General features: G+C 64.8%; 20 protein-coding genes and 2 pseudogenes. 7 read left to right on the top strand and 15 right to left on the bottom strand.

All coding sequences use genetic code 11. The features are described from left to right. Nucleotides 1–35 precede the first annotated feature (35 nt). The gene (locus ABX298_RS26495) at nt 36–1247 is read left to right on the top strand and encodes a sugar transporter (RefSeq protein WP_084785217.1); all 1212 of its coding nucleotides are present in this window, start codon (nt 36–38) and stop codon (nt 1245–1247) included. Nucleotides 1248–1371: 124 nt separating this feature from the next. Here ABX298_RS26495 and ABX298_RS26490 read toward each other — a convergent pair whose 3' ends face one another. From ABX298_RS26490 to ABX298_RS26480, 3 genes are read right to left on the bottom strand one after another with little or no spacing between them, the layout of a single operon-like run. Beyond that, nucleotides 1372–1956 (bottom strand): LysE family translocator, encoded by a 585-nt coding sequence (locus ABX298_RS26490; RefSeq protein ID WP_367393901.1) that lies wholly within the window; start codon nt 1954–1956, stop codon nt 1372–1374. Between the two features lie 50 nt (nt 1957–2006). Beyond that, nucleotides 2007–2837 carry an AraC family transcriptional regulator gene (locus ABX298_RS26485; RefSeq protein WP_025339652.1) on the bottom strand — a complete coding sequence of 277 codons (831 nt, stop codon included), beginning with the start codon at nt 2835–2837 and terminating at the stop codon, nt 2007–2009. A gap of 47 nt (nt 2838–2884) precedes the next feature. Next, complete coding sequence (locus ABX298_RS26480; RefSeq protein WP_054572087.1) at nt 2885–3808, bottom strand: LysR family transcriptional regulator; 924 nt, start codon at nt 3806–3808, stop codon at nt 2885–2887. Between the two features lie 104 nt (nt 3809–3912). Between ABX298_RS26480 and nfsB the strand changes: the two genes are divergently transcribed. From nfsB to ABX298_RS26465, 3 genes are all read left to right on the top strand, one after another. Next, nucleotides 3913–4566, top strand: coding sequence for an oxygen-insensitive NAD(P)H nitroreductase (gene nfsB / locus ABX298_RS26475; protein WP_367393900.1), 654 nt, complete (start codon nt 3913–3915; stop codon nt 4564–4566). Between the two features lie 149 nt (nt 4567–4715). Next, complete coding sequence (locus ABX298_RS26470; protein ID WP_013973163.1) at nt 4716–5165, top strand: antitoxin Xre/MbcA/ParS toxin-binding domain-containing protein; 450 nt, start codon at nt 4716–4718, stop codon at nt 5163–5165. Then, nucleotides 5162–5599, top strand: coding sequence for an RES family NAD+ phosphorylase (locus tag ABX298_RS26465; RefSeq protein WP_025339649.1), 438 nt, complete (start codon nt 5162–5164; stop codon nt 5597–5599). The genes ABX298_RS26470 and ABX298_RS26465 overlap by 4 nt, the downstream gene beginning before the upstream one ends. 7 nt (nt 5600–5606) lie before the next feature. Here ABX298_RS26465 and ABX298_RS26460 read toward each other — a convergent pair whose 3' ends face one another. After that, nucleotides 5607–6761, bottom strand: coding sequence for a cysteine desulfurase family protein (locus tag ABX298_RS26460; protein WP_367393899.1), 1155 nt, complete (start codon nt 6759–6761; stop codon nt 5607–5609). A 194-nt stretch (nt 6762–6955) separates the two neighbouring features. After that, nucleotides 6956–7882 carry a LysR family transcriptional regulator gene (locus ABX298_RS26455; RefSeq protein WP_025339647.1) on the bottom strand — a complete coding sequence of 309 codons (927 nt, stop codon included), beginning with the start codon at nt 7880–7882 and terminating at the stop codon, nt 6956–6958. Nucleotides 7883–8022: 140 nt separating this feature from the next. On the opposite strand from ABX298_RS26455, the gene ABX298_RS26450 reads away from it, so the two are divergent. Then, nucleotides 8023–9252 carry an acyl-CoA dehydrogenase gene (locus ABX298_RS26450; protein ID WP_013973159.1) on the top strand — a complete coding sequence of 410 codons (1230 nt, stop codon included), beginning with the start codon at nt 8023–8025 and terminating at the stop codon, nt 9250–9252. A gap of 132 nt (nt 9253–9384) precedes the next feature. On the opposite strand, the gene ABX298_RS26445 is transcribed toward ABX298_RS26450, so the two are convergent. The 7 genes from ABX298_RS26445 to ribBA form a co-directional block, all read right to left on the bottom strand. Next, entirely contained in the window at nt 9385–10449 is a 1065-nt protein-coding gene (locus ABX298_RS26445) for a TerC family protein (protein WP_286100119.1), read from the bottom strand. A 188-nt stretch (nt 10450–10637) separates the two neighbouring features. Beyond that, the gene (locus ABX298_RS26440) at nt 10638–11945 is read right to left on the bottom strand and encodes a substrate-binding domain-containing protein (protein ID WP_274079876.1); all 1308 of its coding nucleotides are present in this window, start codon (nt 11943–11945) and stop codon (nt 10638–10640) included. Between the two features lie 239 nt (nt 11946–12184). Next, nucleotides 12185–13333, bottom strand: a complete 1149-nt coding sequence (locus tag ABX298_RS26435) for an ABC transporter ATP-binding protein (RefSeq protein WP_075045597.1) — start codon at nt 13331–13333, stop codon at nt 12185–12187. A gap of 19 nt (nt 13334–13352) precedes the next feature. Then, the gene (locus tag ABX298_RS26430; RefSeq protein WP_015270845.1) at nt 13353–14162 is read right to left on the bottom strand and encodes an ABC transporter permease; all 810 of its coding nucleotides are present in this window, start codon (nt 14160–14162) and stop codon (nt 13353–13355) included. A gap of 6 nt (nt 14163–14168) precedes the next feature. After that, on the bottom strand, nt 14169–15086 hold the full coding sequence (locus ABX298_RS26425) for an ABC transporter permease (protein WP_015270844.1): 918 nt from the start codon (nt 15084–15086) through the stop codon (nt 14169–14171). Next, nucleotides 15083–16108, bottom strand: coding sequence for an ABC transporter substrate-binding protein (locus ABX298_RS26420; RefSeq protein WP_025339643.1), 1026 nt, complete (start codon nt 16106–16108; stop codon nt 15083–15085). The genes ABX298_RS26425 and ABX298_RS26420 overlap by 4 nt, the downstream gene beginning before the upstream one ends. Before the next feature lie 367 nt (nt 16109–16475). Beyond that, entirely contained in the window at nt 16476–17597 is a 1122-nt protein-coding gene (ribBA, locus tag ABX298_RS26415; protein WP_085706298.1) for a bifunctional 3,4-dihydroxy-2-butanone-4-phosphate synthase/GTP cyclohydrolase II, read from the bottom strand. Nucleotides 17598–17675: 78 nt separating this feature from the next. On the opposite strand from ribBA, the gene ABX298_RS26410 reads away from it, so the two are divergent. Then, nucleotides 17676–17969, top strand: a complete 294-nt coding sequence (locus tag ABX298_RS26410; RefSeq protein ID WP_025339641.1) for a DUF1330 domain-containing protein — start codon at nt 17676–17678, stop codon at nt 17967–17969. Between the two features lie 126 nt (nt 17970–18095). On the opposite strand, the gene ABX298_RS26405 is transcribed toward ABX298_RS26410, so the two are convergent. Together ABX298_RS26405 and ABX298_RS26400 are read right to left on the bottom strand one after the other, a co-directional pair. Then, a complete protein-coding gene (locus ABX298_RS26405; RefSeq protein ID WP_075045595.1) occupies nt 18096–18818 on the bottom strand; it encodes a pirin family protein in 723 nt (240 codons plus the stop codon). A gap of 54 nt (nt 18819–18872) precedes the next feature. Continuing rightward, nucleotides 18873–19890 (bottom strand): annotated as a pseudogene (locus ABX298_RS26400) (alpha/beta hydrolase). A 145-nt stretch (nt 19891–20035) separates the two neighbouring features. Between ABX298_RS26400 and ABX298_RS26395 the strand changes: the two are divergent. After that, entirely contained in the window at nt 20036–20920 is an 885-nt protein-coding gene (locus ABX298_RS26395) for a LysR family transcriptional regulator (protein WP_367393898.1), read from the top strand. Nucleotides 20921–21038: 118 nt separating this feature from the next. On the opposite strand, the pseudogene ABX298_RS26390 reads toward ABX298_RS26395, so the two are convergent. Then, nucleotides 21039–22750, bottom strand: a pseudogene (locus ABX298_RS26390) (FAD-dependent oxidoreductase).

Below are 22750 nucleotides of genomic sequence, written 5' to 3'. Positions count from 1 at the left end.
CTGTTGCTTTGCCTGCGGAGAAGCGGTTTGCACCCATGAACGGACCCACACCCACCAACATGCCACCCACGGCGGGTAGCGGCAGCTGGCTGAGCGTCATTGCCCTGGCCCTGGCGGCCTTCATCTTCAACACCACCGAGTTCGTCCCGGTGGCGCTGCTCAGCGACATTGGCCGCAGCTTTGACATGAGCACCGCGCAGGTCGGCCTGATGCTGACCATCTACGCCTGGGTGGTGGCGCTGGCCTCGCTGCCGATGATGCTGCTGACCCGCAACATCGAGCGGCGGCGCCTGTTGCTGTTCGTGTTCCTGGTGTTCATCGTCAGCCACCTGCTGTCGTGGCTGTCACAGAGCTTTGCCATGTTGCTGGTCAGCCGCATCGGTATTGCCCTGGCGCATGCGGTGTTCTGGGCTATCACGGCTTCCCTGGCGGTGCGCGTGGCGCCGCCAGGGCAGCAGGCCAAGGCGCTGGGCCTTTTGGCCACTGGCACCACCCTGGCCATGGTCCTGGGCATTCCGCTGGGCCGCGTGGTGGGCGAGGCGCTGGGCTGGCGCATCACCTTCCTGAGCATTGCCGGGGTGGCGCTGGCGACCATGCTGTGCCTGATGAAGTCGCTGCCGCTGCTGCCCAGCCAGAACTCGGGCTCGCTGCGCAGCCTGCCGATCCTGTTCAAGCGCCCGGCGCTGGTGATCACCTATGTGCTGGTGACGCTGGTGATTACCGCGCAGTTCACTGCCTACAGCTACATCGAACCGTTCGCCCTGCACGTGGCGCAGATAGGCGGTGAGCGCACCACGCTGTTGCTGCTGCTGTTCGGCGGTGCCGGGGTGTTCGGCTCATTGCTGTTCAGCCGTTACAGCGACCGCTTCCCGCATGGCTTCCTGGTAGGGTCGATCGGCCTGCTGGCGGCGTGCCTGTTGCTGCTGTTGCCGCTGTCGGGCAACTTCTACATGTTTGCCGCGTTGAGCATGTTCTGGGGTGTGGCGATCCTCAGCTTCAGCCTGTCGCTGCAGTCCAAGACCCTGAAACTGGCGTCCGATGCCACCGATGTGGCCATGGCGCTGTTCTCGGGTATCTACAACATCGGTATTGGCGGTGGTGCGTTGCTGGGCAGTATCGTCAGCAGCCAGCTGGATGTGGCGGATATCGGCCTGGTGGGCGGTAGCGTGGCGGTGGCCGGGTTGCTGCTGGCTGTGGCCAGCACCCGGCGGTTCCGCGAGGCGCTGGGGGGGGCAGGGCATTCCTGAATGACCGTGCTGTTTTTTTCGCGGGCACGCCCGCTCCCACAGGTACTGCATCAACTTCAGGCGCGATGCTGTACCTGTGGGAGCGGGCGTGCCCGCGAAGAGGCCGGTACTGGCAATAGCGGGCTCAAGCCAGTACGGCAGCCCACGCAGAAATCAACAACACCCCCGCCAACACCTGGTTGAACACCCGCAACCGCCGCGGTGCCTGCAACCATCGCGCGCTGCCCACCCCCAGCAGCGCCCAAGCCGCCATGCATGGCAGGGCAATCAGCAAGAACACCAGCGCCAGTTGCCATACCGGCAACGACGGCGCGGCAAACACCCCGGCCACCGCCACGGCCATCAACCACACCTTGGGGTTCACCACCTGCAACGAGGCCGCACTGAGTGCACTGAAGCCTTGCGCCGTGGCCGCCTGCAGCGGGGCGGCAGCACTGCGCAGCATCTTCCACGCCAGCCAGCTCAACCACAAAACCCCGGCCCAGCTCATCAACTGCTGGGTCAGCGGGTGGCGCAGCAGCAGTTCACCCAGCCCCAGGCCCACCATCAGCACGATCGCTGCTGCTGCACCGCAGGCCGCCACGATCGGCGCCAGGCTCGCGCGCAGGCCAACGCGGGCGCCATGGGCGAGAATCAACAGGTTGGTCGGCCCCGGGCTGATGCTGGACACCAGGGCAAACAGGATGAAGGGCAACAACGACTGCGACATGATCAAGGGCTCCGGATAAACGAAGCACCATGCTCGCTGCCTGCCGCCTTTCAGTCTGGAAGGTTTGAGCAGCGCCTGCGGTAGTCGGCCGGGGTCAGCTGGTAGGCACGGCGGAACCAGCGCCCCAGGTGGCTCTGGTCGGCAAAGCCCAGGGCCATGGCCACTTCGGTTGGTGTCTGGCCTCGGGCGAGCAGGCGCCGCGCCCGGGCCAGGCGCAGCTGGATCAGATAGGCATGCGGCGCCAGGCCGAATGCGGCCTTGAACGCGCGGGTCAGGCGGAAGCGGTCGATGCCACAGGCCTGGGCCAGGTCTTCCAGGCCGATGTCGCGCTCCAGGTTGGCGTGCAGGTAATCCCGTGCGCGCTGCGCGGTCAGCGGCAGGCGCGGGTCCGGGTTCAGGCGTCGGCGCCAGTGCAGGTGGCGGGTCAGGCAGGCCAGCAGGTCGTCCATGGCCGTCTGCCGGACAATGCGCAAGTCCTGGGTATGCACGGCCTGGAAGGCGAGGGCAGTGGCACGCGCCAGGCGCTCATCGTGGCACAAGGTATCGGCGAAGCTGGGCAGGCTGTCGCCTGGCGCGTGTTCGAACAGTGCCCGCAGTTGGCTGTCCACCCAGGTGGGTTCCAGGTACAGCGTCGAATAGGTGAAGCCGTCCTCGGTGGGCGCATGGCCGTCATGGATTTCACCGGGCTCCAGCAGGAACACGTGCCCCGGCGTGCTGCGATGGCGTACTCGCCGGCAATCGAATTGCTGCACGCCCTGCTCGGTAACGCCAACCAGGAAGCTGTCGTGCCAGTGCGGGTCGTAGGCATGCCCGACGAAATGCGCGCGGACCGACTCGATGCCGGTGTCGGCGTCTTGCTTGAGGTCGATCCAGTTGCTCATGGGGGCGTGCCGTGGCAGAAATCGCTACCTTAGCGCAACGGCCAGGCTCAGTCTGGAACGATTGTGCAGCCGTTGGCCAGCGCCCGGTTACGCAAGGCCTCGAAGCGTTCGCGCAGCCACAGATGCAGTTGCGCCACTGCGGGCGTGAGCTGCTTTCGGTGCGGGCACACCAGGGTGACCGGGGCGGGTTCACCAAAGTGCTCGGGTAGGATGATTTCCAGTTCGCCGGCCGCGATGTTGGCGCTTACGTCCAGCCACGACTTGTAGACGATGCCTTCGCCCTGCAAGGCCAGGCGGCGGATCACGTCGGCATCGTCGCTGATCAGCGGCCCACGCACCTGCACGGTGCGGTTGCCCACCCGCCACTTGTCGTAGACCCGGTTGTGCTGCATATACAGCAGGCAGGCATGCTGCTGCAGGGCGTCGGGCGTGAGGGGGCGGCCGTGACGGGCCAGGTAATCGGGCGCCGCCACCAGCACCCGGCGGTTCCAGTCTGCCAGCGGCAGGGCAATGTAGTTGGCGTCCTGGTTGAGGCCGTAGCGGATCGCCACATCTACCGGGTCGCGGTTGAGGTCGGCAATCTGGTCAGACAGGAAGAAGCGAAGGTGCAGGGCCGGGTGCTCGCGGCGGAAGGCGCTCAGCCACGGCAGCAACATGTTGCGGCCCAGGTCGGACGGTGCCGAAACCTGCAGAGTACCGCGCAGGGTGTTGGCGTTGCCATGCAGGTCTTCACGCCCCTGGCGCAGGCTCTCCAGCACATTCAGGGCAGTCGGCAGGTACAACTCGCCTTCGGCGGTCAGGCGCAGGCTGCGGGTAGTGCGGGCGAACAGGCGCACATCCAGGTCGCGCTCCAGGCGCTTGATCGCGGCGGCCACCTGCCCCGGCAGCAGTTCGGCCTCATGGGCGGCGGCGGTAAAGCTGCCCAGCACGCTGCTGCGGACGAACAGTTCGAGGTCGGCGATGCGCAGCATTTTCACTCCAGGGATGAAAGTGTTGCTGCATTGTGCCGGTTTTTCTTTTCTGCAGGAAAGATAAGATGCCCGGCAAATCCTCTGTTCATTCCCGGAGTTGTTGCATGGATACCGTCTCGCTGGCCAAGCGCCGCTACACCACCAAAGCCTACGATGCCTCGCGCCGCATTCCCCAGGCGACTGTCGATGCCCTGCTCGAGCAACTGCGCCATAGCCCTTCCTCGGTCAACTCGCAGCCGTGGCATTTCATCGTTGCCGACAGCGCCGAAGGCAAGGCTCGCCTGGCCAAGAGCACCACAGAGCGCTATGCCTACAATTCGCCGAAGATCCTCGATGCCTCGCATGTGATCGTGTTCTGCACCCGAACCGAGATGACCGAAGCGCACCTGGATGCCGTGCTCCACCAGGAAGGCGCCGATGGCCGCTTCCGCGATGAGCAGGCGCGTGCCGGGCAGAACCAGAGCCGCCGGCATTACGTCGACCTGCACCGCTTTGACCAGAAGGACGTGCAGCACTGGATGGAAAAGCAGACCTACCTGGCGTTGGGTACTGCTTTGCTGGGGGCTGCGGCACATGGGCTGGATGCCACGCCGATCGAAGGCTTCGACAGCAAGATTCTCGATGCCGAGCTGGGCTTGCGCGAGCGTGGGTTCACCAGTGTGGTCATTCTCAGCCTGGGCTATCGCAGCGAGGCGGACTTCAACGCTGGCTTGAACAAGTCGCGGTTGCCGGCTTCGCAGGTGTTCACCTTCCTGTGAGATACCCGGGGCCGCCCTGCGGCCCTTTCGCGACGCAAGGCCGCTCCCACAGGATGGCATCGCCTTCAAGGCTTTCACAGGCCTCATGGACTGGCATATGTCCGGCATATGCCGCATACTTGTCGGCAAACGCCGGAAAGGAGAGCGCCATGCTTGCCGAAGTGCTTCGCGACAACGGTTACCACGAGTACCGGGCGCGCCTGCATGCACTGCTGGAAATCCCCGAACTCGCCAGTGACTTCGAAATTCACACCCGCATCACCCATGGCTTCGCTGCCACCTGGCTGGTGAAACTGACCGAACTCGGCGTGTTCACCCCTGTGGAGCGTGACCAGATCATTCCCCTGCGCACGCTGAAAACCCGCATCGAACGTGACCAGCCACTGACCGTGGAAGAAAGCGACCGGCTGTTCCGCTCGGCCCATATCACCGCCATGGCCGAAGCCGTGTTCGGTGAGGCGGGCAAGGCCAAGCGCTGGCTGTCCAAGCCCAAGGAGCGCTTCTCGGGGCTGACGCCGATGCAGATGCTCACCACCCAGCAGGGCACCACCCAGGTCGAAGAGATGTTGCTGCAGATCGCCGAGGGCTTCGGCCTGTGATTCTGTGGCGTATCAGCGCCTATGCAGACTTGAGCGGAACGGGCGGCTTGCGTGTCAGCGGCCGCTGGCACCAGGCGGGCCGGCCAGTGGTGTATGCCGCCACCAGCCCAGCCGGGGCAATGCTGGAGGTGCTGGTGCACCTGGAGATCGACCCTGAGGATTTCCCCACCACCATGCGGCTGCTGCGTATCGAGTTGCCCGACACCGTTTCGCAAGCGCAGTTGCCCGCCTTGCAGCCTGGCTGGTCGAGCCAGACCGAACTGACCCGGGGCCTGGGCAACCGCTTTCTGGATGAGTGCTCGGCATTGCTGCTGCCGGTGCCGAGCGCGATCATGCCCAGCACCACCAATTACCTGTTCAACCCGCGCCATCCGCAGGCAAACAGCGCCAGGCTCAAGGTCGAGGACTTCACCCCGGACAGCCGGCTGTTCTAGGGCCGGTTCACCAAAGTGCCGCTGATGCCGCTGTCAGCACCCGGCCAAACACTTCGAGGGCCTTGTCCACTTCAGCCTCGTTGCTGAAACGCCCGATGCTCAGGCGCACGCTGTTGCGTGCCTGGTGTTCATCCAGCCCCAGCGCGAGCAGCACATGCGAGGCCGCATTGCTCGCCGAGTTGCAGGCCGAGGTAGTCGACAACGCCAGCTCGCTGGCCAGCGCCGCGCTGTTGAAGCCCTTGCTGTCGATACACAGGTTCAGCGTATGGGGAATGCGCTGGTTGGCGCAGCCGTTCAGGGTGACGCCGGGCAGGGCCAGCAGGCCTTCGCGCAGGCGCCTGGCCAGTTGCTCGAGGCGCAAGTGTTCGCTGTCGCCGGGCTGGCCGGCCAGGGCAAAGGCGCTGCCCATGCCGGCAATCTGGTGGGTCGCCAGGGTGCCGGAGCGCAGGCCTTGCTCATGGCCGCCGCCGTGCATCTGCGCACGCATCAGCGTGCGGGCGCGTGGCCCGACGTAGAGCGCACCGATGCCCTTGGGCCCATACACCTTGTGCGCCGAGAACGACATCAGGTCCACGGCCATGGCGCTCAGGTCGATGGCCAGTTTGCCCACCGCCTGCGCCGCATCCACGTGCAGCAGGGCACCGTGGGCACGTACCTGTTCGCCAATCGCGGCAAAGTCGGTGATCGTGCCCAGTTCATTGTTCACCGCCATCAGCGATACCAGGCGGGTGTCGGCGCGCAACGCTGCCTGCACCGCCGCAGGCTGAATCAGGCCGACGGCATCCGGTGCCAGGCGGGTAACGGCCCAACCCTGGCGCTCCAGTTCGGCCACCGTGTCGAGCACGGCCTTGTGTTCCAGCTGGCTGGTGATCAGGTGCCCGGGTTTACCGAGGCCCTGGGCAATGCCCTTGAGCGCCAGGTTGTTGGACTCGGTCGCACCTGAGGTCCAGACCAGTGCATCGGCCTGTGCGCCGACGCGTTCGGCCACTTGCTGGCGGGCCTGCTCCACGGCGTGGCGGGCGGCCTGGCCGAAGGCATGGCCACTGGACGCCGGGTTGCCGAAGTTGGCCTGGCTGCCAAGGCAGGCGAGCATGGTTTCGATGACCCGGTCGTCGACCGGAGTGGTGGCGGCGTAATCGAAGTAGAGCGGGGCGCTGGGCATTGGGGCGGGTCCGTTTCTGTCGCCGTGAAATCGGCGATCGTTGGAGCAAGCGTACCCGCTGCTCGAGAGATATTTTTCGCTTCCGCCGGCTCTATTCTCAGGATGCGCAATAAAAATTTCTCTCTATTGAGCTTTTCCTGGAAAATTTTTCTCCGCATCGCGAGGGGCTCAGCAAAGGCCCCTCGTCAGCCTCTTCAGGCTGGTGCCAAGGCCCTCTCTTCCTCGGCAACCACACGTTCGCACAACTCGGTGATCTGCTCGCGCATCCAGCGGTTGGCCGGGTCCTGATCGGTGCTTTCATGCCAGTACAGGTGCGTTTCCAGCGCAGGCACCTCCACCGGCAGTGGCTGGTAACGCAACTGATGACGACGGGCGAAGCGCTCGGGGACGGTCATCGCCATGTCGGTCTGCTGCAACACCTGCGAGGCCATCAGGTAATGCTGCGAGCGCAAGGCAACCTTGCGCTGCACGCCCATCTTGCCCAGGGCCAGGTCGACATAGCCCAGGCCGTTGCGTCGGCTGGAAATATGGATGTGGGTCATGCCCAGGTAGTTGTCGAGGGTCAGCTTGCTGTCGGCCAGCGGGTGGCCCTGGCGCAGGGCGCAGACATAGCGGTCTTGCATCAGTTTGACGTGGCGTACCTGCGGGTCGGTGTTCAACGGTGCGTCGATGGCGAAGTCCAGGCGGCCGGCGGCGAGTTCCTTGGTGGTCTCGCGGCGCTTGCACAAAAAGCTTTCGATCAGCACCGCCGGCGCCAGGCGGCGCAAGCGCTGGAACAGCGGCGGCAGGATCACCGCTTCGGTCAGGTCGGTCATGCTGATGCGGAAGGTCTTGTTGGCCTGTTGCGGGTTGAAGATGCGGCTTTCCTGCACCGAGGTGCGCAGCAGTGCCAGGGCGTTGCGCACCGGGCCGATGATGTTCTGCGCCATGGGCGTGGGCACCATGCCTTGCGCGGTACGCACGAACAGCGGGTCGTTGAAGGTTTCGCGCAGCCGCGAAAGGGCGTTGGACACTGCCGGCTGGGTGATGCCGACGATCTGCCCGGCGCGGGTCAGGTTGGCTTCGGTGTAGATCGCATCGAACACGATGAACAGGTTGAGGTCGACCTTGCTGAGGTTCATGGGCGCCGCTCTTTGTTGGAATTATTGGCCGATCATATATCGGTTATGAATGTTTATACACGCGGAAAATAGACTAGGTGGATGGGGTCATGCTGCTCTAGGCTCTGGCCCATGTACTCCGAACCGTGAAGGTAGCCCAGATGGATTTCGCCTATTCGCCCAAGGTCCAGGCACTGCGTGAGCGCGTCAGCGCGTTCATGGACGCCTATGTCTACCCCGCCGAGGCGGTGTTCGAGCGCCAGGTCGCCGAGGGCGACCGCTGGCAGCCCACCGCGATCATGGAAGAACTCAAGGCCAAGGCTCGCGCTGAAGGGCTGTGGAACCTGTTCCTGCCCGAATCGGAATACGGTGCCGGCCTGAGCAACCTGGAATACGCCCCGCTGGCAGAAATCATGGGCCGTTCGTTGCTCGGCCCGGAGCCGTTCAACTGTTCGGCGCCAGACACCGGCAACATGGAAGTGCTGGTGCGCTATGGCAGCGAAGCGCAGAAGCGCCAGTGGCTGGAGCCGCTGCTGCGTGGCGAGATCCGATCGGCGTTCGCCATGACCGAACCGGACGTGGCCTCCTCGGATGCCACCAACATGGCCGCCACCGCAGTGCGTGACGGTGACCAATGGGTAATCAACGGCCGCAAGTGGTGGACCTCCGGCGCTTGCGACCCGCGCTGCAAGGTGATGATCTTCATGGGCCTGTCCGACCCTGAAGGGCCACGCCACCAGCAGCACTCGATGGTGCTGGTGCCCACCGATGCGCCTGGGGTGAAGATCGTCCGCCCGCTGCCGGTGTTCGGCTATGACGATGCTCCCCATGGCCACGCCGAGGTGCTCTTCGAGAACGTGCGGGTGCCGTATGAGAACGTGATCCTGGGTGAGGGCCGTGGCTTCGAGATTGCCCAGGGGCGCCTTGGCCCCGGCCGCATTCACCATTGCATGCGCTCGATCGGCATGGCCGAGCGCGCGCTGGAACTGATGTGCAAGCGCTCGGTGGAGCGTACCGCCTTCGGCCGGCCACTGGCGCGTCTGGGCGGCAACGTCGACAAGATCGCCGACTCGCGCATGGAGATCGACATGGCCCGGCTGCTGACGTTGAAAGCGGCGTACATGATGGACACGGTCGGCAACAAGGTCGCCCGCAGCGAGATTGCGCAGATCAAGGTAGTGGCGCCGAACGTGGCACTGAAGGTGATCGACCGGGCGATCCAGATTCATGGCGGGGCAGGGGTAAGTGGCGATTTCCCGCTGGCGTACATGTACGCCATGCAGCGCACCTTGCGCCTGGCCGACGGGCCGGATGAAGTGCACCGGGCGGCGATTGGCAAGTATGAGATTGGCAAGTACGTGCCGGCGGAGATGATGCGTAGCGGGCGGTAATTTACCGGCTTGTTCCGGCCTCTTCGCGGGCTTGCCCGCTCCCACAGGTACTGTGCCGCCTCCAAGCTGTGCGCAATACCTGTGGGAGCGGGCAAGCCCGCGAAGAGGCCCTTGAAGGCTCACTCTGGATGGTCAGACCCGCATCTGCGGGTCTTCCTCCTTCTCGCTGACTGTGCGATCGGCATTTGAAGGCTGTCTGGATTGAGCACCCTTGATTTCCGGCTTCTCCCCTCGCGTCTTGACCAGCGAAACCACCACCCCACCCAGCAACAACCCGAACGTCACCCCCAACGAAAGCAACGCTGGCACCTTGCCCACCATGCCGTGGTAGAAGATCTTGCAGCCAATGAAGATCAGCACCAGCGCCAGCGCGTACTTGAGGTAAACGAACCGGTGCATCAGCGCCGCCAGCGCAAAATACAGCGAGCGCAAGCCGAGGATGGCGAAGATGTTCGAGGTATAGACGATGAACGGGTCCTGGGTGATGGCGAAGATTGCCGGGACGCTGTCGACGGCGAATACCAGGTCGGCCAGTTCGATCAGCACCAGCGCCATGAACAGCGGGGTGGCATGGCGTAGCGCCTTGTGCTGCCCGGGCGGGGTCTGCTGCACGAAGAAGTGCGAGCCGTGGATCTGCTCGGTGACCCGCATGTGCCGGCGCACGAACTTCAGGATCGGGTTGTTGGCCAGGTCGGGGCGGCTGTCCTCCTTCGACAGCGCCATCTTCACCCCGGTAAACAGCAGGAAGGCACCGAAGATATACAGTACCCAGGCGAAGTTCTGCACCAGCGCCGCGCCCACGCCGATCATGATCGCCCGCAGGAACACCACCCCGAGGATGCCCCAGAACAGCACGCGGTGCTGGTAGCGGCGGGGGATGGCGAAATAGCTGAAGATCATCGCCATGACGAACACGTTGTCCATCGACAGCGACTGCTCGACCAGGAAGCCGGTGTAGAACTCCAGCGCCGACTGCGCGCCCAACTGGTACCAGACCCCGGCGCCGAACAGCACGCCGACGCTGAAATAGCCCGAATACAGCAGCAGGCTCTCGCGCATTTCGATTTCCCGGTCGTGGCGGTGCAGCACGCCCAGGTCGAGTACCAGCAAACCGATGACGATGGCCATGAACACCAGCCACAACCAGGCGCTGGTACCGAGGAACGGGGTGGTGAGGAATGTCTGTAGAGCTGTCATGAGCCCCTCCTTCAATGTCGACGTTGCATGGCAACAGTGATCCGACATGGCGGCCTGGCAGCCGTCAGAGGGGCCCGGTATCACATGGGCTTGAGCCTAGACCCGTTTGCCGGTGATGCCGAATGGGGAGCTGTTACATTTCTTTGCCAGGGCACTCCTACCCGGTCAGGCCAGAGCAGGCCTATCGTTCAATAAACCCACACCTCCACCCGGCGATTACGCAGTCGCCCTTGCTCCAGTTCGTTCCCTGCCACTGGCAGTTCATCCCCCATCCCCGTCACCTCCAGCACCTCCACGCCATCGCGCGCCAGCTCACGGCGCACCGCCTGGGCCCGCAGGCGGGAGAGCAGGGCGGCGCGACCGGGTGTCTCCTTGGGGTCGCCAAAGCCCACCAGCACCGCCTTGCGCCGCAACTTGCCCGCTTGGCGCAGGTAGTCGGCCACCCGCTGCACATCGCGCAGGGCCTTGTTGTCGAGGCTGGCGCTGCCTTCCTGGAAGCGGAAGTTAACGCTCAACCGCTGCGCCTGCTGGGCGAGGGTGCGATAGCGCGGCGGCATGTCGGCCTGGGGGGCTACAGGTTGGGCCTCGATCTGCTGCGCAACGAAACCCTGCTGGGCGACGATCGCCTGGCCCGCCGGGCTCTGAGCGAAATCGGCCAGGGCCTTGGCCTGGGGCTTGGGGTTGGCCGGCAGGTAGAAGTACAGGCGCCGCGATAGCGGGTAATCCTCGCTGGCCACCAGTGCACGCTCCGGCAGCATGGCCGGCGCGTCACCTTCGGCCACCGCCAGCACCTTGGCCCCATGCACCGCCGCCAGGCTGCTGAAACCGATGGCCTGGCGGTCGGTGCTCACTCGCGCGGCCAGCTCGTCGCTGGACTCGAAGCGTTGGGCCTTGGGCGAAAGCTCGCCGTGCTGAGGCTCCAGCACCAGTGCCTTGAAGGTCTCAAAGGTACCGGAGCGGTCGTCACGGGCGTACAGGTGGATGGCCCCACCGGCAACACCCAATTGCTCCCAGCGCTGGATCTGCCCGGCAAAAATCTGTGCCAGTTGCCCTGTGGTGAGCTGTGGCAGCGGGTTGTCGGGGTGAACGATGACGGCGACGCCATCCAGGCCGATGACCTGTTCGGCGGCAGCGGCGCGCAGGTCGCCCAAAGCCTGCAGTTGGCTTGCTTCGTTGTCGTTGATCGGCCGCGACGCGGCGGCCAGGTCGGCCTCGCCATGGCCCAGGGCGACGAAGCCGGTGCTGGAACCGTGTGCGGCGATGTCGATGCGCAAAGGCTGGCCACGCGTATCGCGAGCGGTGATGACAGTCTCATTGGCCAGCGTGCCCGGGTATTGTTCGATGGCGGTAGCTTGCTGTGCGCGCAGTTGCCCTTGCACCAGCGCTGGCAGCAAGGCCGCGCCGATGGTGTTGGAACCTTGCACGCGCAGGTGAGCGGGCTCGGCCAGGGTCGCCAGCGGCAGCAGAGTGAGCAGCAAGACAAGCAGACGGGGCATGCCGGAAGGCCTATGGCATAGAGATGGCCGGCAGATTACGACAGTGGCGTGATGATAATGTGACAGTCCATGGGGCAGTGGGCTTTGCCTGATGCTTGTAAGTTCGCGTCAATGGGGCTGCTGTGCAGCCCATCGCCGGCAAGCCAGCTCCCACAGGGCCCTTGCCAATCCTGAAACCTGCGCTGTAACTATGGGAGCTGGCTCGCCGGCGAAAGGGCCGCAAAGCGGCCCCAGCGGTATCAATGCGCCCCGGCAGACTTGCTCAGGTCACTTTCTGCCCACTCGGTATAGATGCACGCATCCGCCACCGCCCAGCGCACCTTCACAGTATCCCCCGGCTGCATCGGCATGCCCGCCGCCGACAAAGCCTTGACCGTCAGCTCGGTACCGCCCGCAGTCACCACATGGCAGGTCTGGCTCTCGCCCAGGAACAGCACTTCGCCAACCTTGGCGCTGACCTCGTTCCAGCCCGCCGGCAGCGGCTCGCGCGCGGCCTGTTCGGCGGTCAGGGCCAGGGCCTTTTCCGGGCGCACCATGATCAGTGCGTCCTGCGAGGCGGCCAGGCCCGGGGTCAGGCGGATGGCTACCGGCTGTCCCTCGAAGCTGCCCGCGCCATTGCTGCTGGCCTTGATCCGCAGGAAGTTGGAGTTGCCCAGGAACGAGGCGACGAAGGCATTCGGCGGGTTCTGGTACAGGTCGTAACCGGTGCCCAGGCCGACGATCTTGCCATGGCTGAAGATGGCGATGCGCTGGGACAGGCGCATGGCTTCTTCCTGGTCGTGGGTGACGTAGACGATGGTGATGCCCAGGCGCCGGTGCAACTGGCGCAGTTCATCCTGCAGGTCTTCGCGCAGTTTCTTGTCCAGCGCGCCGAGCGGTTCGTCCATCAGCAGGATGCGCGGTTCGTACACCAGCGCCCGGGCAATCGCCACGCGCTGCTGCTGGCCACCGGACATCTGCGACGGCTTGCGGTGGGCGAACTTCTCCAGCTGCACCAGCTTGAGCATGGCATCGACGCGCTTGCTGGTTTCGCTGGCGCCGAGCTTGCGAATGGCCAGCGGAAAGCCGATGTTGTCGCGCACGTTCAGGTGCGGGAACAGCGAATAGCGCTGGAACACCATGCCAATGTCACGCTTGTGCGGCGGCACGTTGACCAGTGACTGGCCCTCGACCAGGATCTCGCCGCTGCTCGGTGTTTCGAAGCCGGCCAGCATCGACAGGGTGGTGGACTTGCCCGAGCCGCTGGAGCCGAGGAAGGTCAGGAACTCGCCGTCCTGGATTTCCAGGTCGAGGTTGTCCACGGCGGTGAAGTCGCCGTAGTGCTTGTTCAGGCCGCGCAGGCTGACCAGGGTCTTGCCGTGCGCGTTGTCTTTGATCACTGCACTCATTGTTGTTTTCTCCGCGCGCTCAGGCGTTGGCTTCGGTGCGCCGGCGCAAGGCGGCGGCAATGAACATGACAAGCAGCGACAGGCCGATCAGCAGGGTCGAGGCCACGGCGATGACCGGGCTGAGGTCCTGGCGCAGGGTGGTCCACATCTTCACCGGCAGGGTCTGCAGGTCGGGGCTGGCCATCATCACGCTCAGCACCACTTCATCCCACGACACCAGGAAGGCAAACAGGCCGCCGGCGATCATCCCCGGGCGAATGGCCGGGAAGGTCACCTTGAAGATCGCCTGCAGGCGCGAGGCGCCGCAGATCACCGCGGCATCCTCGATCGACTGGTCGAACAGCTTCAGCGAGTTGATGATCGAAATGATGGTGAAGGGCAGGGCGACGATCACGTGGCTGACCACGAAGGCGAACAGCGTGCCGGTGTAACCGAGCTTGAGGAACAGCGCGTACACCGCCACGGCAATGATCACCAGCGGCACGATCATCGGCATGGTGAACAGCCCGTACAGCAGCTCGCGGCCGGGGAAGCGGCCACGCACCAGGGCAAACGCGGTGGGCAGGCCGAGCAGCACGGCGGCGATGGTGGTCAGCACGGCCACCTTCAGGCTGGCCAGCGCGGCGTCCATCCACTCCGGGTTGGAGAAGAACTGACCGTACCACTTGAAGGTCCAGCCCGGTGGCGGGAACACCAGCCACTGCGACGAGCCGAACGACAGCAACACGATGAACACCACCGGCAGCAGCAGGAAGGCCGCGATGACCCCGGTGGTCAGGTACAGGCCCGTACGCAGCGGGCGGCCCATGGCATTGGGAGACAGGAGCATGGCGGTTTACCTCGCATTGCCAACCGGGGATTCCGGCTGCAGCTTCAGGTACAGGTAGAAGAGCACCAGGGTGATCACCACCAGCAGTGCGGCGGCGGCGCTGGCCAGGCCCCAGTTGAGGAACGACTGCACCTGCTGGATGATGAATTCGGGCAGCATCATGTTTTGCGCACCACCCAGCAGGGCCGGGGTGACGTAGTAACCTAGCGACATCACGAATACCATCAGTGCCCCGGAGAACAGCCCCGAGCGGCACAGCGGCAGGAACACCTTCCAGAAATTGGTCCACGGGCTGGCGCCGCAGATCGAGCCGGCCTGCAGCACCATCGGGTCGATGGCGTGCATGGTCGCCTGCAGCGGCAGCACGATGAACGGGATCATGATGTAGCTCATGCCGATCACCACGCCGGTCAGGTTGTGCACCATTTCCAGCGGGGCATCGATGATACCCATGGCCATCAACGCCTTGTTGATCACCCCCGAGCTCTGCAGCAGCACCAGCCACGAGTAGGTGCGCGCCAGCAGGCTGGTCCACATCGACAGCAGCACGATGTTCAGCAACCAGCGGCCCCAGCCCTTGGGCACCAGGGTAATTGCCCAGGCCAGCGGGAAGCCCAGCAGCACGCTGATCAGGGTGACCACGCCGGCCACCGAGAAGGTGTTGAACAGTACCCGCGCATAAGCCGAGTTGGCAAACAGCTGCTCGTAGTTGCCCAGGCCCGGCGTTGGCTCCAGCACCCCGCGCAGCAACAGGCCGGCCAGCGGGGCAAAGAAGAACAGGCCAAGGAACAGCAGGGCCGGCAGCAAATTGCGGCTGCCTTTCCAGCGCTGGCTCAGGCTGACGCGGCGGGGGGCCGTTCCCGGGGCGCCGGTGCCCGTGGGGGCACCTTGCGCGTTATGCAGGGCGTTGATGGCGACTTTCATTTGACCAACCACTCATTCCAGCGGGCTGCGATGGCCTGGCCGTTCTTGGCCCAGTAGGCGAAGTCGAGGGTGACCTGGTCCTGGGCGTAGGCGGTCGGAAGGTTCTGCGCGAGGTCTTTGTCCAGCTTGGCCACGCTGTCGACGTTCACCGGCGCGTAGGCAGTCTTGTTGGCGAACTCGGCCTGGCCTTCGGCACTGCTGGCGTTGGCCAGGAACTTCATGGCCGCGTCCTTGTTCTTGGCACCTTTGGGGATGACCAGGAAGTCGGCCATGACCAGGTTCTGCTTCCAGCTCACGCCCACCGGTGCACCGTCTTGCTGCAGGGCATAGACGCGGCCGTTCCAGAACTGGCCGAGCGAGGCTTCACCCGAGGCCAGCAGTTGCTGCGACTGGGCGCCACCGCCCCACCAGACGATGTCTTTCTTGATGGTGTCGAGCTTCTTGAAGGCGCGGTCCAGGTCCAGCGGGTACAGCTTGTCGGGGGCTACGCCGTCGGCCAGCAGGGCCAGTTCCAGTACGCCTGGGCTGGGCCATTTGTACAGGGCACGCTTGCCGGGGTAGGTCTTGGTGTCGAACAGTGCGGTCCAGTCCACCGGTTTGTTGGCACCGAGCTTGCCTTCGTTGTAGCCGAGCACGAAGGAGAAGAAGAACGAGCCGACGCCATGGTCGGAGACGAAGCGCGGGTCGATCTTGTCGCGCTTGATCTGGGTGAAATCGAGGGGTTCGAGCAGGCCTTCGCTGGCGGCACGCAGGGCAAAGTCGGCCTCGACGTCGACCACGTCCCACTGCACGTTGCCGCTCTCGACCATGGCCTTGAGCTTGCCGTAGTCGGTAGGGCCGTCCTGGACGACCTTGATATCGGTGGCTTTGGTGAAGGGTGCGGCCCACGCTTCTTTCTGGGCGTCCTGGGTGGTACCGCCCCAGCTGACGAAGTTCAGGCTGTCGGCGGCCTGGGCGGCCTGACATGCCAGGGTCAGCAGGCTGGCGGACAGCACTGCGGTTACACGTTTGCTCAACAGCATGGTTACGCCCTCGTTGCTTTTGTTATTCGAGGCGGGGCTTGTGGTGCGCCCGCCAACAGTGTTCGGGGAGCAGCTAAAACAAAGTGTCTTGTGGCCGTTTTTGATTGTAGGTGCCGGCCTGCAGATTCAAGGTCTACGGGATATCATATTATGGTATTCCAAACTTTTGGCAAGAGGTATGAGCCTACCGGCCATCACTCCGTCCTAGGTTTGGGCACATTGCTTATCAGGAGATCGATTTGAACAGGGGTCTAAAAGCTTGCGCGGTCTGTGTGGGAGCGGGCGAGCCCGCGAACACGGGCGAAGCCCGTGCCATGCACCGCGGTGTCTGCTTCGCGGGCTCGCCCGCTCCCACAGGGTCCGTATATCAACCTGCGATCCCGGGCTCGAAGGGGATGCTTTGCACGACCTCCAGCTCATACCCCGCCAGCCCCGCATATTTCAGCGGTGGGCCCAGGTGGCGCAGCTTGCCCACGCCCAGGTCCTGCAGGATCTGCGCGCCTGTACCCACCTCCGAGTACACCTTCGATTGCCCACGCTGGTAAGGCCGCACCGGCTGGGTCAGCTGCGGCACGCGCTCCAGCAGCGCCTGCGAGGACTCATGGTTGGCCAGGATCACCACCACGCCGGCGCCTTCCTCGGCCACTTTCTGCAGCGCCGCCCATAGCGTCCAGTTGGCAGGGCCGGCGTATTCGGCGCCGACCAGGTCGCGCAGCGGGTCGATCACGTGCACCCGCACCAGGGTCGGCTGCTCGCGGCGGATATCGCCCATGACCATGGCCATGTGTACGCCACCTTCGATGCGGTCTTCGTAGGTGACCAGGCGGAAGGTGCCGTGCACGGTCGGCAGTTCGCGTTCGCCGATGCGCTTGATGGTCTGCTCGGTACTCAGGCGGTAGTGGATGAGGTCGGCGATGGTGCCGATCTTGATGCCATGCCGGGCAGCGAACACTTCCAGGTCCGGGCGACGGGCCATGGTGCCGTCGTCATTGAGCACTTCGACGATCACCGACGCCGGGGTGAACCCGGCCAGGCGCGCGAGGTCGCAGCCGGCTTCGGTGTGGCCTGCGCGCGTCAGCACCCCGCCTTCGCGGGCGCGCAGGGGGAAGATGTGTCCGGGTTGCACCAGGTCTTCGGGGCGGGCGTCGGGGGCCATGGCCGCCGCCACGGTACGCGCCCGGTCGGCAGCGGAAATACCGGTGGTAACGCCCGTGGCCGCCTCGATCGACACGGTGAAGGCGGTGCTGAACACGCTGCCGTTGGCCGGCACCATCTGCTCCAGGCCCAAGCGTTGGCAGTGATCGTCGGTCAGGGTCAGGCAGATCAACCCGCGCGCTTCACGGGCCATGAAGTTGATGGCCTGGGCGTCGCAACGCTCGGCGGCGATCAGCAGGTCGCCTTCGTTTTCCCGGTCCTCGTCATCCACCAGCAGGACCATCTTGCCTTGCCGGTAGTCCTCGAGAAGTTCTTCGATGGTGTTGAAAGCCATGTTGCACGCTCACTGTGGTGGGGTGATGATTATGGTATACCATCATACACAAATATCGCCGTAACAGGAGAGCAACGCATGAAGGCCTATTGGATCGCCCATGTGGACGTGACCGACCCCGAGCAATACCAGCAGTACACCCAGCGCGCCCCGGCTGCCTTCAAGGCATTCGGCGGCCGTTTCCTGGCCCGTGGCGGGCGTAGCGAGGCGATGGAAGGGCGGCCTACCCCTCAGCGTAGCGTGGTGATCGAGTTCGATTCGTACGAGCAGGCGCTGGCGTGTTACCGGTCCGAGCTGTACCAGGAGGCTTGCAGCCATCGCCAGGGGGTGGCGAAGGCTGAGGTGATCATCGTCGAAGGGTTCGAGCCCTGAGTGATGGCTGATGGCCCTATCGCCGGCAAGCCAGCTCCCACAGGTACTGCACAGTATCTGAAACCTGTGCAGTACCTGTGGGAGCTGGCTTGCCGGCGATAGGGCCATTGCTGTCGACGCAGAAACTCAAGGCATGCCAGGCAATTCATGCGGCCGCAGGTCGAACACCAGCACCTCGGCATCCACCCCATTGCCCAGTTCCAGCACCTGTTCCTGCCTCACCCGCACCCCATCCCCTTCATTCAGCACTTGCCCATTGAGCTCGATGCTGCCCCGGGCCACATGCACATAGGCATGGCGGTTTTCCGGCAAGGTCAGGGTGGCACGCTCGTCACCGTCGAACAGGCCGGCATACACCCGCGCATTCTGCCGTACCTGCAACGACCCCTCGGCGCCATCCGGCGAGATGATCAGGCGCAGCTTGCCGCGCTTTTCCTCGGCACTGAAATGCTGTTGCTGGTAACGCGGCGTTGCGCCTTGCACGTTCGGTACGATCCAGATCTGCAGGAAGTGCACCGGCTGCACCTGGCTGTGGTTGAACTCGCTGTGGGCCACGCCGTGACCAGCGCTCATCAGCTGCACATCGCCCGGGCGGATCACCGAGCCGGTGCCCAGCGTGTCCTTGTGCTCCAGCGCGCCTTCCAGCACGTAGGAGAAAATCTCCATGTCGCGGTGCGGGTGTTGCCCAAAGCCCTTGCCGGGGATGACGCGGTCGTCGTTGATCACCAGCAGGTCCGAGAACCCTTGCTCGTCCGGGTTGCGGTAGTGGCCGAAGGAGAAGGTGTGGAACGATTTCAGCCAGCCATGAAAGGCCAGGCCGCGATCTTTGGCGTTACGGATGGTCAGCATGATGGGTCTCCTGAACCGGCAGGGCACCAGGCCCTGCCGCATGGGTGGATGAGGTTACTGCAGGTGCACTTTCAGCTCGCCGGCGGCCTGGCGCATGGCCGCTTGCACGGCCGGCACCTGATGCAGCGGGTTGAGCAGCCCGTAGTCATGGATCATGCCGTTGTACCGCACCGAGGTAACGGTCACCCCGGCAGCATTCAGCTTGCGGGCATACGCCTCACCTTCATCGCGCAGCACGTCGAACTCGGCCGTCTGCACCAATGCCGGCGGCAGGCCTGAGCTGTTCACTGCTGGCCCGCAGCGGCGAGGCGTAGATCTGTTCCCGTGCCTTGGCGTCGGTGGTGTAGTTGTCCCAGAACCATTTCATCATCCCGGTGGTCAGGAAATGCCCCTCGGCAAACTGCTTGTACGACGCAGTTTCGAAGCTGGCATCGGTCACCGGCCACAGCAGCAGCTGGAAACGCAGGGCCGGGGTGCCGGCCTCTTTGGCTTTCAAGGCCACTACTGCCGCCATGTTGCCGCCGACGCTGTTGCCGGCCACGGCCAGGCGCTTGCCGTCCACGCCGATTTCCTTGCCATGCTCGGCCACCCAGCGGGTGGCGGCGTAGGCCTGGTTGATCGCGGTCGGGTAGTGCGCTTCCGGCGATGGGGTGTAGTCGACGTAGACCGCCACTGCGCCAGAGCCAACCACCAGGTCGCGGATCAGCCGCTGGTGGGTCGGGAAATCGCCGAGCACCCAGCCGCCACCGTGGAAAAACATGAACACCGGCAGGTCACCCTTCACGTTGGCCGGGCGAACCACTTGCAGTTTGATCGACTCGCCGTTGGCCTGGATGGTGCGTTCCTTCACCTCGATACCCGAGAGATCGACCTTGACCGAGGCCTGGGCACCGGTCAGCACCGCGCGGGCGTCTTTCGGGCTGAGTTGCTCCAGTGGCTTGCCGCCGCCTTGTTCCAGGGCTTCGAGGAAGGCCTGGGTGTGCTGTTCGATACCCGGGCTGCCAGCGGCGAAGGCGTTGGAAACGGACAGGGCCAGAAGGGAAGCGGTAAGGGTTTTGTGGACAATGTTCATGAGCGAATCCTTTTCTGTTGAATGTTGGTAATGGGCGTCTTGCCTGGCCTTCAGGGCCATCGCTGCGACTTGTGCGTAGATTAGGGAGATGCGCTGATGGGAAAAAGCCGCTATAAAGCGTTTGACTGTCACCAAGAGCGAGACAATGAACCCTTACGAAGACATGCGCATCTTTGCCCAGGTCATGGAGGCTGGCAGTTTCACTGCGGCCGCCGACCGCCTGGGGATGTCCAAGCAATCGGTCAGCCGGCGCCTGATGCAGCTGGAGGAGCGCCTGGGCGTGCGCCTGCTCAATCGCTCCACCCGGCGCCTGGACGCCACGCCGCTGGGCCAGCACTACTACCAGTCGGCGCTGCGCCTGCTCGGCGAAGTGCAGCAGGTGGAGCACGACATCAGCGGCCAGGCTCAGGCCTTGCGTGGCACCTTGCGCCTGAGTGCGCCGCTGTCGTTCGCCATGGCGCACCTGGGCTGCCTGCTGACCGAGTTTCTGCAGTTGCACCCGCAGGTGGATGTGGAAGTGGATTTGAGCGACCGCGCCGTTGACCTGATCGGCGAGGGCTATGACCTGGCGCTACGGATTGGTGCGCTGGAGGACTCCAGCCTGATTGCGCGGCGCATTGCCAGTGTCGAGCGGGTGTATTGCGCGAGCCCGGCGTACCTGGAAGCGCGGGGCGTGCCGGCCAGGCCGGAGCAGTTGGCTGGGCATGATTGTCTGCCATATGGGCATTCGCGGCAGGTGCAGTGGCAGTTCAGCCAGGGCGTCAAGACACAGGCGATCCAGGTAGCCGGGCGGATGCGGGCGAACAATGGCGAGCTGCTAAGGGATGCGGCGATTGCCGGGATGGGGGTGACTTACCTGCCAACCTTCATCGTGGGCCGGGCACTGGCGGATGGGCGGCTGGTGACGGTGCTGGATGAGTGGCGGCCGCCGGCGCTGCAGCTGTCGGCGGTGTACCCGCAGCACCGACAGGTGGCGCGGCCGGTGCAGGGTTTTGTGAACTTCCTGCGCGAGCGGTTGGAGCAGCTCTGACCTTCGGTATTAGAGTGGGCTTCTTTGCGGGTAAAGTTCCGCATCGAGCCCGGCATTCCCTGCCGCGAAGCGCCGCCCGGTCTCACAGGCGCTGCAAAACCGCCGGCCTGATCTCACCTCACTCATACCCCTGCGCCCCGGCAATATGCCGCCCGGCCACATAGCCAAAGGTCAACGCCGGCCCCAGGTTGATGCCACCCGACGGATACCAACCGCCAAACACGCTGGCCATGTCGGTACCCGCCGCATACAGGCCAGCAATCGGCTCCCCAGCCTCATCCAGCACCCGGGCATTGCCGTCGGTGCGCAGCCCGGCAAAGGTGCCAAAGCAGCCGGGCTGCACCTTCACCGCATAGAACGGCCCCTGCTCGATGGGCGCCACGCAAGGGTTTGGCCCCTTGTGCTGCGGGTCACCCTGCTTGCGGTTGAACGGTGTGGAGCCACGGCCGAACGCCGGGTCCTGGCCGTTGCGGGCATGGTTGTTGAAATCGCTGACCGTGGCGCGCAGCCCTACCGGGTCGATGCCGCAGGCCTCGGCCAGCTGCTCGAGGGTGACACCCCGCTTGAGATAGCCGCTGCGCACGTGCGGCCACACAGGCAGTGGCGCCGGGCGGGCATGGCCCAGGCCGTAGCGGCGCAGGAAGCGGTGGTCGCAAACCAGCCACGAACACACCTCTTCGCCCTGCGGCACCGCCGCGATCATCGCTGACACATAGTCGTAGTAGCCATGCGCTTCGTTGACGAAACGTTTGCCGTCGGCCAGCACGCCGATGATGCCCGGTTTGCCGCGTTCGATGATGTGCGGGAAGTGGCCGACACTGCCGTCGCGGTGCGGCACTCGCGAAACCGGCGCCCAGGCCACCGGCGACTTCAGGTCGGTGGCGACCACACCGCCGGCCGATTCGCCCAGGCGCAGGCCGTCGCCCGAACAACCCTTGGGGGGCAGGGCAAGGTTGTCGTGGCCGCTGGCATCGCGCGGGAACAGTTGCCGACGGCGGGCGTTGTCGTTGGGGAAACCACCCGCCGCGAGCACCACGGCCTTGGCACGGATCAGTTGCTCGCCCTGCGGTGTAGCCACCAGCGCCCCCGCACCTGGCCATCCTCGACCAGCAGGCGTTTGGCCGGTGCCGACTCCTGCAGGCGCACGCCCAGGTCCTGCGCCGACCTGGCCAGGCGGGCCACCAACGCCACGCCGTTGACCAGGTGCATCGCTCGGCCATACCGGGCGAGGTGGTAAAGGTGGCGGCCAAAGCGTTTGCACACGTGCAGCAAGGCCTTGGACGAGCGGGTCATGTTGAGGAACGCGGCAAGGTCGGCACCCGCCATTATCGGCATGCCCATGAACGAGGTTTCGCGCATGGTCTTGCGCAGGCGTGGTAGCAGCGCACCGACCTCGCGGGCGTCATAGGGCGCGGCAATCACCTGGTGCCCGCCCTGGGCCGCGCCCGGTGTGTCGCCATGCATGTCGGGGATGCCGTTGCCGTCGGCAAACTGCAGCGCCGTGTGCTTTTCGAAAAACGCCACCATGTGCGGGCAGGCTTCGAGGAAGGCGTCGACGCGTTCGGCGTTGTAATACGCCCCCAGTTCATTGCGCAGGTAGGTACGCGGCTGCTCGATGTCTTCCTCGATACCGGCCCGGCGTGCCAGCGGGTTGCGCGGCACCCAGGCCCAGCCGCCGGACCAGGCGGTGGCGCCGCCGAACACTGGCTCCTTCTCCACCACGATCACCTTCTGCCCATGCCACGCAGCCGTCACGGCCGCAGCCAGCCCGGCGGCACCAGAACCTATGACCAGTACATCGCATTCGGTTTCGTAGGGAGCGGAAGGCAT

The sequence above is a fragment of the Pseudomonas sp. X4 genome (assembly GCF_040784925.1).
GTDB classification, from domain to species: Bacteria; Pseudomonadota; Gammaproteobacteria; order Pseudomonadales; family Pseudomonadaceae; genus Aquipseudomonas; species Aquipseudomonas putida_Z.
Note: the sequence above shows the minus strand (reverse complement) of the source record. Positions and strands in the feature narration are given on the sequence as shown.